Below are 13,649 nucleotides of genomic sequence, written 5' to 3'. Positions count from 1 at the left end.
CCGCTCCTGAAGGGGACTTGACGCCACGCTCACGTGAGCTAGATCAAATTCTTCGTTTAGCCGCCTAGACCACCAGTTGCAACTTTTTGATACTTAGCTCAGGAATTTAATTTCTGGGTCAATTTCTGCAAAAGTATAGAGCATTAGTGTTTTGATTTATTTTATCCATCATGCTTCAACCATAATTCAGGCATCTCACGTAATCGAAAATGTTAGTGAGGATTTACATTCAGCAATTAAGCGGCTATTTCCAGAAAGAATTGGGCATGGTGAACCAGAAGATAGACTTGGAATTGAAGAAATTCCGATGTCTTTTGAGAAAGAGGCTTTACCGATTCGAGCTAATGGCACTGGTTATTTACAAGCAGTTGATGACGAAGAATTGATGAAAATTGCTTGTAAACATAATTTGCTAATACGCCTTAAGGTTAGACCGGGAAAATTTCTAATTCAAGGTAGCGATTTAGCATTGGTTTTTCCTGGAAAAAAAGTAAATAAAAAACTTACCAAACTAATCAATGATGCTTTTATTTTGGGCAAAGAACTTACAGAGCAACAGGATGTAGAGTTTCCAATTGATCAATTAGTAGAAATTGCTCTGCGTGCCATTTCCCCTGCAATAAATGATCCATTTACTGCAATTCGCTGTATTGACCGAATTAGCGCAGGACTGTGCCACTTAGTTCAAAGAGATTTCCCTTCGCCCTACCGCTACGATAAAAATAAAAAATTGCGCTTCATTGCCGAGGGAGTCGATTTTCAAGGATTGGTTGATCGTGCTTTTAACCAAATTCGCCAGTATGGAAAGTCGGATGCAGGAGTAACTATTCGTTTGTTAGAAGCTATAGCTGCAATTGCTACTTACACCAACAATTCTAAATATCAAGCAAGCCTGCGCCATCATGCTGACATGATTTTACAAGATAGCCGTGAGGGACTCTCACAAGAACAAGACTACAAAGATGTGGAAGAGAGTTATTATCAGTCCATTAAAAACTTAAATAATTATGACAATACTAAAGATTGGGATTAATCAGAACAATGGCGTTTGAAATTAATATTTTGAGGTAATAAGTATGAAAAGTCTGAATTGGAAAGGTTATCGAATTATCGCATGGATAGGACAAGCTTTACTAACAATTTTTGTCATAGTCGCAGCAGTTCAAGCTAAGTGGTCTAATGCCTTGGGTCTTGCATTGTTTCTTGTTATATCCTTTGTGTTTGTCATTCGAGATGATAAATTACCCACCTTGTTTGATTTTTTGTTTGTGTTGGCTGCATTGCTCAATGCTATTGGTTGGGTATGGAATTTATTTGGTATGCCGGGTCTTTATGACGAGATTGTTCATGCTTATACGACTTCTGCAATTACTCTAGCCCTTAGTTTTTTAGTCTATGGTTCAATGCTGAATATATTTCGGAATCATACAATTTTGTATCTAGTTACAATTACCAGTTTTGGAATTGCTATTGGTGCTTTATGGGAAATCACAGAATGGTCTGCTGGTAAAATTCTTAATACTCAAGTGATTGAAAGCTTGGATGACACCATTATTGATTTAGTTATGGATACTCTCGGCGCTGGATTAGCAGCTTTAATTAGTCTTTGGGCGTTACGAGATTGGATAAGTGGTAATACAAATTTAACCAAGTCAGAAACTGAGACATACATTTAAATTAAACAATCTTTGCTCGTTGAGAAAAAACTATGAAGACATCAAAAAATAAGTTTATTATTCGGAAATTAACAACTCATCTGCTGCTACCTGTTGTTGGGATAATGGCAGGATTTTTGAGTAGTTGTTCAACAGATTTTTCTGGAAAAGTTCGTCCTTCAATTGTTCCTTCTCCTACAGTTAAGGAGACACAGAATCAAAGTTCGCGCCCTCTAACACCAACTGATGAGGACAACAATTTTGTGGTTGAAGTTGTCGAAAAAGTAGAACCGGCTGTAGTTCAAATTAATACTTCCCAAACTATCAGAAGTGAAGTACCACAGTTACCTGATGCATTCAATGACCCATTCTTTAGACGCTTTTTTGGTGAAACCTTACCAACACAGCCTCAAGAGCGAGTGGTGCGAGGTGTCGGCTCTGGTTTTATCATCGATCCCAATGGGCGAATTCTCACCAATGCTCACGTTGTTAACAATGCAGATACGGTGACGGTATCATTTTCTGACGGTCGTACTGTTGAGGGCAAAGTGCTAGGACAAGATACGGTGAGCGATGTTGCAGTTGTGCAAATTCCTGGTAATAACTTACCAGCAGTGGAAATAGCAAATCCCGATTCTTTAAGACCAGGACAGTGGGCAGTTGCGATCGGTAATCCTTTGGGTTTACAACAAACAGTAACAGTAGGTGTTATTAGTGCGATTAACCGTTCCTTAAATCTTTCTACCAGACCTAGTAGTTATATTCAAACCGACGCAGCAATTAACCCCGGAAATTCAGGTGGGCCACTCTTAAACGCTCGCGGTCAAGTGATAGGCGTTAACACTGCAATTATTCAGGGTGCTGAAGGCATTGGCTTTGCTATTCCTATAGACACAGCTCAAAGAATTGCCCAGCAATTAATTACTCAAGGCAAAGTAGAATATCCTTACTTAGGTCTTCAGATGCTGACACTAACGCCAGAAGTCAAGCAAAGAATCAATAATTATCCCAACAGTAACATCCGCATTTCAGCAGACCAAGGAATTCTGATTGTTCGCGTTGTCCCTAATTCTCCTGCTGCCAGAATCGGATTGCGCCAAGGAGATGTTATTCAAACAATCAACAATCAACCCGTTACCACATCTGAAGGAGTTCAGCAGATTCTCGAAAAGAATGGCTTAAATAACTTACAAATCCAAGTCTTACGCAATGCACAAAACTTACAATTTACAGTACAACCTGAACCACTGCCATCTCCAAATAATATCCAGTCATAAGTTTGTCAGGTAGGTAATACCTACCTGACTTTTCAATTTTTTTCAACAGATGATTCAGACTTGCCATTTACCACAGATGATACTTCTTGTTCTTGATTATCTTTTTTATTTTCTTGCCAGTTGTTGAGTACATCCTCGACTAAAACTTCTTTTATCTATGTTTGAAACACAATTACTAATGGAACAGCGAGAAATACACCCAAAAATCCGAAAAAGCTGCCAAAAAACACCACTGATACTAAAGTAACTGCTGGCAAAAGAGATGCTTGGCTTTTCATCACTAAAGGCAGTATAACTAGACTTTCAACCTGCTGAATTCCAAAGTACAAAGCTATAACGGCGGCGATTTTCCAAGGTTCTTCATTTAATGCTAGCAGTGCAGGCGGAATCACACTCAAGGTTGGCCCAACATTTGGGATAAATTCTAATAATCCTGCCAAAATAGCATTAACTAATGGCAATGGTATTCCTAAAATCAACAGTCCAATATAGCTCAATGTTGCAATGACCAACATAGTCAGGAGCGTGCCTTTTATCCAGCCAGTCAACGAGACTGCACACTTATTTAGAATGTCATCAACTCGTCGACGATAAAAAGCAGGGAATAGCATTATAAATCCCTGCCGATAGGGCGAGGGATTGGCTAATAACATGATGGTAAGAGCTACAAAAAGCAGCAAACCTAAAATAATAGAAAGCGAGCTACTGACCAAGCCAAAAAAGTTGTTTATTAGCCGATTTAACCAATCTTGTAAACCTTGAGTCAGATACCTAAGTCCCCGAATATTTTCTAATAGTTGATCGGGAATTACATTTTGTAACCAGTTGTTCCACGATCGCAACCGTTCTAGTCCTATAGGCATAATATTACCAAATTGTTGCAATTGATCAATAACACGCGGCACAATCAGTGCAAAAAAACCGACCAAAACCACCAATAAGAGAATAATTGATATGGCAACTGCAATACCTCGCTGAATGCGAAATCTTTGGAAAAAGCTCACTAATTGATTTAGAACTGTAGCTAAAACTACGGCTGCAAATACCACCAAAAGTATTTGCCGAATTTGCCACAAAATGTAAAGAGATGTAACAAGAGCGAGAAACCCGATTAATTGTCCGAATCGCACAAGCAGCCCCCAGTTTTTGTTATTTACAGCTATTTTTCTGAGTTTAATTACTTCAAAATAGCTGTATCACTATATTTAAAAAGCCACTAAAAGACTGATGTTTTTAAGACCAACGATATATCCATCTTGCGACAGAATTTAGGTGTTTTATAAGAGACTAATCTGAAATAAGCAACCCTTGAAGGCTGTACTCATAAAAATGCAAAAACCCCGCCCCAGTAATATCTTGATACGTGCCTTGGTATTGATTTTTGTCAGTTTAGCTATCTTCGTGATTGGCTCAATATTCTTTAACTTGAGCAAACAATTTCAAGAAAGCCCTGAAAGTATTGAAAAGCCTGAACAGGGATTATTGAAGTAATACAGTAGGAACCTCAGCAGCTAAAACTTATATAAGTAGTAGGTTAGGAAATTTGCATTATGTATAAACCAATTAAGTTCATTTGTTGGGTAATGATAGGCATCCTCTTTTTTTCGATGTCCAGCTTACCTAGCTTGGCTAGAGATGTAAATGTACCCAAATTCTCGCTTTCAGAACCTCAACAGCAGCAACCAACTGAACCAAAGCAGCCTGTAATAACATCTCCTACTGCGCCGGGATTAAGCAATTCCCAGGAATTTGAAGGCTTTGTAGATAAAATCATCAATGAAGAAATATCAAAGTCTCATATTCCTGGTGCAACCATTTCTGTGGTTAAAGATGGGAAACTATTTTTTGCTAAGGGCTATGGTTACGCGAACGTAGAAAAAAACATACCAGTTGTCATAGATAAAACTTTGTTTCGCGTAGCTTCCCTTTCCAAGTTATTTACAGCTACAGCAGCAATGCAGTTGTACGAGCAGGGAAAGCTTGATTTGGATGCTGATATTAATAAATATCTCACCAGTTTCCAGTTAGAAAATCCTTATCCTGAACCAGCTAAAGTTGCTCAGTTGATGACACACACTGACGGTACGACGAAGCGGCGAATTGGTCTGGCAGCTCGTACCGCAGAACAAATGAAGCCATTGGGAGATTATCTAAATCAGTATATGCCACCTGTTGTTTGGCAGCCCGGTAAACTCTATAGCTATTCCAGCCATAGCACAGCTTTATTAGGATATTTGGTAGAAAAAGTTTCCGGTATCCCCTTTATTGAATACATTGATAAAAATATTTTGCAGCCGTTGAATATGGGACGGAGTACATTTCTCCAGCCACCTCCGCCGTTTTTAGCTGATGATTTGGCTGTGGGTTATCAGTATCAAAATGGTAAGTTCAAAGCTGTTCCATATCTATATTTAAATATTGCTCCAGCTGCGTCCATGAGTTCGACAGCTACAGATATGGCTAATTTTATGATTGCCCATCTACAATACGGCCGCTACGAAAACTCCCGCATTTTGGAACAAGATACTGTGCAGTTGATGCATAAGCAGCATTTCACCCATCATCCCAAATTGCCAGGTACTGGCTACAGTTTTCGTGAGCGTTTGGAAAACAATATTCGGGTGATTGGACATTTGGGAAGTTTGCGGGGTTATTCTAGCTCCCTGACTTTAATGCCTGAGCAAAATATTGGCATTTTTATTGCTACTAATAGTTTTAGTGGGGTGGCTGGCAAATTCCTAACTCAGTTTCTAGACCGCTATTTTCCTGTTACCAATAAATCTACACCTGTTAAACCTCTTGCTCTTACCGAGGAGCAACTTAATCGTTTAACTGGTACTTACCGTGATTTAGAGTATCCCCGCGACACTTTTGGTAAGGTAACTGCACCGTTTAAACATATTAATATCAAAAAAGGCGAAAACGGTACTTTAACAATTAGTACCCCTGGTTTGTTCTTTTTAGGGAGTGTTCCAAAGCACACATTAGTTCCTGTAGAACCACTGTTATTTAAGCGAGTTGAAGATGATGCATTTACTGCTTTTGGAGAAGACAGCAGGGGGAATATTGCATTTGCCTTTAATCCGCTTTGGTCTAAAATAGGAGCTTATGAGCGGATCTCGTGGTATGAAACTATTTGGCTACAGTTAGGAATTATTGGCTTTTGTGCAATTGTTTTTCTGTCAGCCTCTATTGTTGGTTTGATAGTTCCTCTAATACGTCGCTTAAAAGGAAAGTCTTTTGTAGTTGAGCAAAAGTTGAGCATTACTTGGGTAGTAGCTGGTATTGTCGGTACTCTCAATTTACTGTTCTTGATTGGCTTGCCTTTGTCGCTGTGGCTTATAGGTGTATGGAAACTTGTGTATGGTGTACCTGGCATTGTAGTGGCATTACTTTGCCTACCATTAATAACTACCGTTCTAGCACTTGTACTAACTTTGTTTACTGGATTAGCTTGGGTAAATAATAGCTGGTCTTTTATTAAGCGATTACACTACTCTTTGATTACTCTAGCTGGATTAATTTTTATTCCCTTGTTAGCTTACTGGAATTTATTAGGGTTTCAATTTTAATCAGCTTGCAATTCCTCAATATCTAACAAGCTCACAATAACTCCAGCAATGGGTATAGAAATAAATACCCCTAATAAACCAGCTATTTGTGTCCCAACTAAAAGCGCAAAAAATACTACTAAGTGATTTAAATGAACTGTACTTTGCATTACACGAGGTGCAATCAAATTATCTTGGATTTGTTGTAAAACTATACAAAAAATTAATACTTTTATACTAAGAAACCAACCACTTTGTACCAATACAATTAGAGAAACTAAACTAACTCCTAGTGTAGCTCCGATACCGGGAATCAGGTCAAAAAGTCCCACAGTGATAGCTAGTAGAAACGGGAATGGGATATGAAAAAATGCGAAAACCAAAAAAGTGGCAATACTAAGAATCAATGAGATTAGTAGTTGACCTCGTAAGAAACCAATGAAGTTTTTTTGGATAGCTGTTGCAAAGCGATCGCAAAGTTTTTTTAGTTGGCTGTTGTGCGGGTTTATTCATATGTTTGAGTATTTTTCTTGACTAAAACTATATTTATAAATAGTTATGTTCGCTTTAGACGGTTAAATATACGAGTAATTAGTTGCGAGTTTTTAGCAGTTTTTCTTACACAATCATCAGCACCGATCGCAAATATTTGCTCAACAAGATCTGCTGATAAATTATCAACTAGAAACAGTACTGGTAAAAATTTCCAGTACGGATCGTTACGTACTACCTGACAAAGTTCAATGCCATTAATATGAGGCATTTCCACATCTAAAATTAGCAAGTCTGGAGAAAATTCTGTCAGAGTATCCCAGAAGTAGCGTGGATCTTCAAGAGTTTTTAGAGTCAGTCCTAATGGTTCTAGGGTTTGTTGTATAACAGTTAACGCCTGTGCATCATCGTCTACAACCATTACTCTCGCTTCTGTAATATGAGTTTGCTGTAAAACTTGAATCACTGACTCCAAAATTTGGCTAGGAGACATGAATTTTTGCAAAAAAGCACGTCCGCCAGATCGTGCAACCTCAAGGCGTAGGCGAAGCCCGCCGCAGGCATCGCTAAAATTATTTCGCTCTGTAAAAACTAACACAGGTATTTGTGGCGTTAGCGTTTCGCCTACCGTAGGCGATCGCTGGGATAATTCTGTTATTAACTTCAAACTATCTTTCTCAAGATCAAGATCAAGTAGCACTACATCGGGATTTAAAGATGGGATTATACTTCTGGCAGTGGCGATATTTGTAGCAACTTTAATTTGTATTTCCTGATTCTCAGCCTCCTTTATCAATTCCTCAACTACTTGTTGATCATTGCTAATTACTAATAGTAGATTTTGGGTTTGTTCAACTGGGCTTTTTTCTAACTCCCGTTGCAACTCCATCAAGAGCTTATCTAAATAAAAACATTTAGCTTGGCTAATAATTTTTTGAGTTTGAAATAAATCTTCTATCTCATTGGCTAATAACGAACCTTTTGAAAAGCCAAAACTACCCAAAGAGCCAGCTAGTTTGTGAGCTTCTTGCTCTGCTTTTTGCCGCAACTGAGCGTCAAGCTTACCTTTTCTTAAAGCATTAGCTGCTAGTTTCAATACTGCAATGCGCGAACCAACCTTAGCTTTGAAATTTTCCCGTTCTTGAGCAATTGCTGTTAATAGAATTTGCTGCTGTTTTAAATCTATTTCCGGCTCAGATTTCGGAGAGCTTTGCTCATGATCTAGAGCTTTTAAACGATAACCCATTCCATAGACAGTTTCTATAAAATCATAGTTAGCACCTGCTGCTTTTAGTTTCTGCCGTAAACTTTTGATATGAGATTTAATCGTATTTTCTTCAGGTGGATCTTTTTCAGCGCTCCAAAGTTGATCTACAATTGCACTCCGGCTAAAGATGCGCTGGTTGTTGCGTAAAAAAAGGTCTAAAAGGCTAAATTCTTTTGCTGTTAAATTTAGAGAAATGTCCGCATAAGTCACTTCACAAGTACTAGGATCAAGACGCAAGGCTCCCCATTCCAAAACTGGAGGTAAAGAAGTATTTCCCCGACGTAGTAAAGCACGAATCCGAGCTGATAACTCTTGAAAATCAAATGGTTTGACTACATAATCATCTGCTCCGGCATCTAAACCGATAACTTTATCAGTTTTAGTCTCTTTTGCCGTTAAAAGAAGAATCAGCATTTGATAACCTGACTGGCGTAATTGCCGACAAAGACTTATGCCATCTAGCTTTGGCAGAACAATATCTAACAAAATTAGGTCATAGTTACAGACATGCACCAATTCCCAACCGGCTTCACCATCAGTTGCAATATCAACCACATAATTTTGTTTGGTAAGATATCTTGCTACAGCTTGAGCAAGCAAATCATCGTCTTCAACCAACAGAATTCTCATGAAAATGTTTGCTTTTAGAAGCAACCCTGAGTGCTGTAATCAAATTTCTCTAACTTAGGTTATGCCCTTTTCAGTTTTATATGGCATCTATCAAAGGCAAGGTTTAAGCAACAGATTCGCTACGTCTAATCTATTTTGACAAAACATTTACTTGGGGCTGTTACAAGTCAGGACAGTAGAAAACCTGGTAGTAATGTAGCATTAACAGAGCAATACTGATATAGACTAGAGCGAAAAGATGACGAACAAACGATGGTTGAGCAGTTATTTACCTCAAGAATTAAGTAAACCGAATTAATTACACAATGTCATTGCGATCGCTCGCAATGACTCTAAATATTTTTGTTCATCTAGTTACGAATAGCTACGGTATGATTACGTTGAACGTCGTTAGGCTAACAGCCGCACCAGTGATATACCATTGATTTTGTTAGGGTGCGATCGCGTCTCAGTCAGCAATTCAAAAAAATATCTATCGCAATCATTTTCCAAATGGGTATTACAGTCTTTTTTACAACCCACTAAAGTTGTAACCAACTCCGATCATCAGTCCTACATCTGTTTCATCTAAAAACGCCGCATTTACTCCTGCTGTTGCCGTAAGGTTAGTACTCAAAGGAACATCTACGCCACCAGATAAAAGCAAGCCAACGTCTGCATCATCACTAGTTTCAATCGCTATGCCAGCCCCAATGTATGGTGCTAGAGCGAATGTATCTTCAAAAGCATCTGCTGTCCGAAAGTTAAAGTCATAGGTGAGAGGAAGCAGAACAACAGGATCGTCCTCAATCACTACAGATGGTCGTACAGATAAAGTACGCGTCAGCCCAATTTTGCTGATCACCATAAAACCACCTTCACTTAAAGCTGAATCACCGCCTAAACCAATGTTGCCAGCAACTCCAATATAGCTGGAGCCACCACGAGTAGTTCGACCTGGATTAACATCTACTTGCGCTACCTCAGCAGAAGTTTTAGAAGCAGGTTGTGTTGGCTGGGGAACTAAATCAGCTGCTGTTGTTGAAATTTTACCAGGATTTGGTATTTGTGCTTGAGCAGATAATCCACTTCCAAGCATTGTGATTGTGGAGGAAATAAACAACGCAGAAAATCGCTGTAACCATGTACTATTCATTTTTCAATTTTCCAAATAATTTTGCATGAAGAAATCAGGCATCGAAAAGCAATCTAATATGCAACTAAATTGCTGTTGCTTTCCTAACTGATTCAAGCTGAACTCAGGCAACTTCATTAACTGCATGGATAACACCATTTCTCGCCTGAATTACATTTTTGAAGTTATCTAGAAAAAGTGGAAAACTTGTGGATCTGAGCAATATTTGCAAAATTTCTCAGAGTTTACCAGACATTTTACCCAGGCTGGCAACAACGGCAATTAACTCAGCTGCTCTAACTGGTTTGGCAACATGTAATTGAAACCCTGCTGCTAATGCCTCTTTGTAATCTTCTACCCTGGCATACCCCGTCAGTGCAACAGCAGGAATCCGCCCACCTCGTTCTGCTTCAATTTCTCTGATTTTACGCATCAGCGCGTAGCCATCCTCGCCTGGCATCCCAATGTCGCTGATTAACACATCTGGATGTAATTCTTCTAGTGCTTTAAGTCCTTGTTCTGTAGAGCTAAAAGTACTAACTTTTGCTCCACACTCTTCGAGTACTACGGTAATCCACTGCCGCACATCTGCCTCGTCATCTACAACCAGCACTCGCAAGTTGGTAAGGGGATTGGGGGATGGGGGAGATGGGGGAGATGAGGAGGAAAGACTTTCTCCTCTGCTTTCTTCTAAAATGGGCAATTTGACTGTAAATGTTGCACCTTGCCCTATTCCTTGGCTTTGGGCTTGGATTGTGCCACCATGCAGTTCTACCACATGACGAGCGATCGCTAGCCCTAAACCTAGTCCTTTATTTGACCGAGTATGACTACTATCTGCTTGGCAAAAGCGCTCAAATACATGAGGTAGAAAGTCAGCACTGATACCCTTACCCGTATCACTGACTTGAATTTGAACATAGTTAAAAATTGAGGTTTGGGAAAATTCTTCCCCACTCCCCACTTCCTTTGACAACTGCACCTTAATTCGTCCTTCGTTGGGTGTAAATTTAATTGCATTAGTGAGTAGATTTAACACAACTTGTTGCAAGCGATCTGAATCACCCGAAATTTTTTCTATTGAAGTATCAAGTATAGTTTCAATTTGAATACTCTTAGCATCTGCCAGCGATTGTACAACCTCGATCGCGGCTGTAATTACTTTTACTAAATCTACCAAATCAATGGAGAGTGAGAGTTCTCCTCTAACAATCCGCGAAATATCAAGTAAGTCTTCAATAAGCTGCATTTGCAAATTAGCATTGCGTTCAATTATCTCCAATGCAAGAGTTACTTTAGCTTCATCTAGCGCACCCGTTTGCAACATCCCAGCCCAACCGATAATTGCAGTCATAGGGGTACGTAATTCATGGGAAACTATTGCTAAAAACTCGTCTTTGGAACGGTTTGCAGCTTCTGCTGCACTTTGTGCCGCTTCGCTAACAGCGCGTGCGGCTTGTTCTCGTAGCAGCAGTTGCTCTTTTTCTTCCTCGGCTTGTTTGCGCTCAGTAATATCTTGCATAATTTTAGAGAAGCCGCGCAGATTCCCATTTTCATCTCGTAAAGGAGTGATTACACAATGCGCCCAGAAAAAATTACCGTCCTTACGGAGATGCCAACGATTTTCCTTAGAAAAACCCTCAGTTACGGCTTTTGTTAATACTTGTTGTGGTTGTCCCTGCTTAATTGCATCTGGTGAAAAAATTCGCTCAAAAGGTTGGCCAATAATTTCTGCTTCTTGATAGCCTAAAATACGCTCGGCTCCAATGTTCCAACTGGTAAAGTTACCGTTTGGATCTAACATAAAAATTGCGTAATTAGTTACTCCTTCTATTAGCAATCGATAACGTTCTTCGCTTTGGCGCAGAGTGTCTTGAATTTGACGTAGAGAGTCGTAATTTTGCTGGGCGGCTCGCGCGTTTTTCTGAGCTTGCGATCGCGCCTCACGTAGTGCAGTGTTAAGTAAGCTAATCAACAATGCTACTAGCACAAACTGAAGCAACCCCACTGCACTGAACCCACTAACAGCCAGAGAATAAAAAGGGGGCAAGAGGAAGTAGGCACAAACCATAGCAGACAAAAAAGTTGCGAACAGCCCTGGGTTGAAACCACCATACCAGGAACTAACCATGACAGCAGCTAAAAACAGTGGGTAAATAGAATTCAGCCTGTGTAGCTGCCATAGAAGCAGTGTCAGCAGTAAAGCTAGTAAAACCGTTAAGAATGCAATGCTATAGCCTTTTAGTTGCGAGAATCGCCGTTCGCGGAGCGTTCCGTAGGGAAGGCGGGGCAAAGCCCATCGTGTCAATCTCCACATTTTCTATTACTTTTGGTCTATTACTTCTGGTTATGCTATCTGTTTATTAAACTTCTACCCTAGTTTTCCACTTTCAAGTTTTACCATTAAAAATTAATCTTAAGAGGATGCTAGTTTTGAACAATGCCCCTCATTACATTGGAAGAATTAAAGCACTAAGTAATAATAATTTAAAACAGGAAGATAATAACGATGACCTCTAAGCAAATCTTAGTTATTGATGATGAAGATGACATCCGTCAATTGATTCAGACTTGTCTAGAAATAATGGGGGGCTGGGAGGTGTTGACTGCTACTTCAGGTAATCAAGGATTAATCTTAGCTCAGTCATCTCAACCCGATGCTATCCTTTTGGACATAATGATGCCTGATATGGATGGTTTGACAACTTTTCAAAAACTACAGGCTAATCAAACAACTAAACATATACCTGTGATTTTGCTTACAGCTAGAGGACGTAATAATAACGAACGTCTATTCAGTAATCTAGGTGTCAAAGGCATAATTAGTAAACCATTTAATCCTCATAAACTAGCTGTTCAAGTAGCAGCAGCCTTGAGCTAAAGTATATTACAAAATCTGGTGTTTCCAATTCAGCTATTCATGAATTAAGTAATACTATAGCAGTCTTAAATGATTTGTGAAAACTTGGATACCAGAGATAGGATTAGTGTATTACAGCGCGGCGTAAATAAAGCAACTATTTCAAATCGTTCAAAAGCCTGTCTTCTAAGCTTTTTGACTTTTGACTTCCGCCTTGCGGTAGTAGCATCTCTAATTTAGGGTAGATTTGCTTGGAAAAAAGGTCTATCTATAGTTTTAGTAGCCTTTTTCTTAAGTCGTAATTTTGCCCAAAAATACATATTCTCCACTAGTTTTCCACTTTTACTCCCTAAGTTTAATTAACTGAATATTAGTTGTGAATTTCAGATAAATTATTTCCAAGGAGAAAACCTAATATTCCAAAAAGTAAATACATTAATTGGTGAGTTTTATATAAAACATGAAATTAAAGTCCAATTTCGTATATTTACTTAAATCATCTACTGAGGGGGTATAGTATATATGATAAATAATTTAGAATCACTTTCACATCCACCAAGCAAACAAAAATTTGCTGCTACATTGCGTTTAGTAAGTCGAATTAGTTTTTGGGTACAATTAGTACTTGGTGGTGTTTCTGGCATTGCTGTATTGCTAGCGTACTTTAGCCGTAACATTACTACTCAGACAAGCAATGCAGGTATAGGGTTTGGGATATTTTTGGCTATTGTTGGTATTTTATTGCTGTGCTTTCGAGTCTATTGGGCTTTGCGTTATCGAAAAATGGCTAAACTTTTACAAAC

General features: G+C 39.0%; 10 protein-coding genes and 2 pseudogenes. 7 read left to right on the top strand and 5 right to left on the bottom strand.

Annotated elements, in window-relative coordinates; genetic code table 11:
- Positions 1-139: 139 nt before the first annotated feature.
- The 3 genes and pseudogenes from ACEW80_RS16740 to ACEW80_RS16730 all read left to right on the top strand — a co-directional run.
- Positions 140-1,033, top strand: a pseudogene (locus ACEW80_RS16740) (DUF2254 domain-containing protein); the annotation flags it as partial.
- Positions 1,034-1,076: 43 nt separating this feature from the next.
- Complete coding sequence (locus ACEW80_RS16735) at positions 1,077-1,676, top strand: hypothetical protein (RefSeq protein ID WP_373527674.1); 600 nt, start codon at positions 1,077-1,079, stop codon at positions 1,674-1,676.
- A gap of 32 nt (positions 1,677-1,708) precedes the next feature.
- The gene (locus ACEW80_RS16730; protein ID WP_373527673.1) at positions 1,709-2,932 is read left to right on the top strand and encodes an HhoA/HhoB/HtrA family serine endopeptidase; all 1,224 of its coding nucleotides are present in this window, start codon (positions 1,709-1,711) and stop codon (positions 2,930-2,932) included.
- 32 nt (positions 2,933-2,964) lie between these two features.
- Here the strand turns inward: ACEW80_RS16730 and ACEW80_RS16725 are convergent.
- Positions 2,965-4,062: pseudogene (locus tag ACEW80_RS16725) on the bottom strand (AI-2E family transporter).
- Between the two features lie 199 nt (positions 4,063-4,261).
- On the opposite strand from ACEW80_RS16725, the gene ACEW80_RS16720 reads away from it, so the two are divergent.
- Both ACEW80_RS16720 and ACEW80_RS16715 read left to right on the top strand, forming a co-directional pair.
- A complete protein-coding gene (locus tag ACEW80_RS16720) occupies positions 4,262-4,423 on the top strand; it encodes a hypothetical protein (protein ID WP_373527672.1) in 162 nt (53 codons plus the stop codon).
- Positions 4,424-4,482: 59 nt separating this feature from the next.
- Complete coding sequence (locus ACEW80_RS16715) at positions 4,483-6,504, top strand: serine hydrolase (RefSeq protein ID WP_373527671.1); 2,022 nt, start codon at positions 4,483-4,485, stop codon at positions 6,502-6,504.
- Here ACEW80_RS16715 and ACEW80_RS16710 read toward each other — a convergent pair.
- The 4 genes from ACEW80_RS16710 to ACEW80_RS16695 form a co-directional block, all read right to left on the bottom strand.
- The gene (locus ACEW80_RS16710) at positions 6,501-6,992 is read right to left on the bottom strand and encodes an AI-2E family transporter (RefSeq protein WP_373527675.1); all 492 of its coding nucleotides are present in this window, start codon (positions 6,990-6,992) and stop codon (positions 6,501-6,503) included. The two genes, ACEW80_RS16715 and ACEW80_RS16710, sit on opposite strands and share 4 nt — an antisense overlap.
- A gap of 47 nt (positions 6,993-7,039) precedes the next feature.
- Positions 7,040-8,872, bottom strand: coding sequence for a response regulator (locus tag ACEW80_RS16705; RefSeq protein WP_373527670.1), 1,833 nt, complete (start codon positions 8,870-8,872; stop codon positions 7,040-7,042).
- Between the two features lie 511 nt (positions 8,873-9,383).
- Positions 9,384-10,007 carry a hypothetical protein gene (locus ACEW80_RS16700; RefSeq protein WP_373527669.1) on the bottom strand — a complete coding sequence of 208 codons (624 nt, stop codon included), beginning with the start codon at positions 10,005-10,007 and terminating at the stop codon, positions 9,384-9,386.
- A gap of 217 nt (positions 10,008-10,224) precedes the next feature.
- Positions 10,225-12,294 (bottom strand): ATP-binding protein, encoded by a 2,070-nt coding sequence (locus ACEW80_RS16695; RefSeq protein ID WP_373527668.1) that lies wholly within the window; start codon positions 12,292-12,294, stop codon positions 10,225-10,227.
- 201 nt (positions 12,295-12,495) lie between these two features.
- Here ACEW80_RS16695 and ACEW80_RS16690 point away from each other — a divergent pair, with 201 nt between their 5' ends.
- Together ACEW80_RS16690 and ACEW80_RS16685 are read left to right on the top strand one after the other, a co-directional pair.
- A complete protein-coding gene (locus ACEW80_RS16690) occupies positions 12,496-12,867 on the top strand; it encodes a response regulator (protein ID WP_373527667.1) in 372 nt (123 codons plus the stop codon).
- 501 nt (positions 12,868-13,368) lie between these two features.
- Positions 13,369-13,649: DUF3611 family protein (locus tag ACEW80_RS16685; protein WP_373527666.1), on the top strand; the 281-nt coding region annotated here is incomplete at its 3' end.

This window comes from Nostoc sp. (genome assembly GCF_041747015.1).
Taxonomy (GTDB): Bacteria; Cyanobacteriota; Cyanobacteriia; order Cyanobacteriales; family Nostocaceae; genus Nostoc.
The sequence above is the reverse complement of the archived record's forward strand: the minus strand, read 5'-3'. Positions and strand labels throughout refer to the sequence as shown.

Coding starts and splice junctions, on each gene's coding strand:
- ACEW80_RS16735 (WP_373527674.1), top strand. CDS start 1,077: ATGAAAAGTCTGAATTGGAAAGGTTATCGAATTATCGCATGGATAGGA.
- ACEW80_RS16690 (WP_373527667.1), top strand. CDS start 12,496: ATGACCTCTAAGCAAATCTTAGTTATTGATGATGAAGATGACATCCGT.
- ACEW80_RS16730 (WP_373527673.1), top strand. CDS start 1,709: ATGAAGACATCAAAAAATAAGTTTATTATTCGGAAATTAACAACTCAT.
- ACEW80_RS16720 (WP_373527672.1), top strand. CDS start 4,262: ATGCAAAAACCCCGCCCCAGTAATATCTTGATACGTGCCTTGGTATTG.
- ACEW80_RS16715 (WP_373527671.1), top strand. CDS start 4,483: ATGTATAAACCAATTAAGTTCATTTGTTGGGTAATGATAGGCATCCTC.
- ACEW80_RS16705 (WP_373527670.1), bottom strand. CDS start 8,872: ATGAGAATTCTGTTGGTTGAAGACGATGATTTGCTTGCTCAAGCTGTA.
- ACEW80_RS16700 (WP_373527669.1), bottom strand. CDS start 10,007: ATGAATAGTACATGGTTACAGCGATTTTCTGCGTTGTTTATTTCCTCC.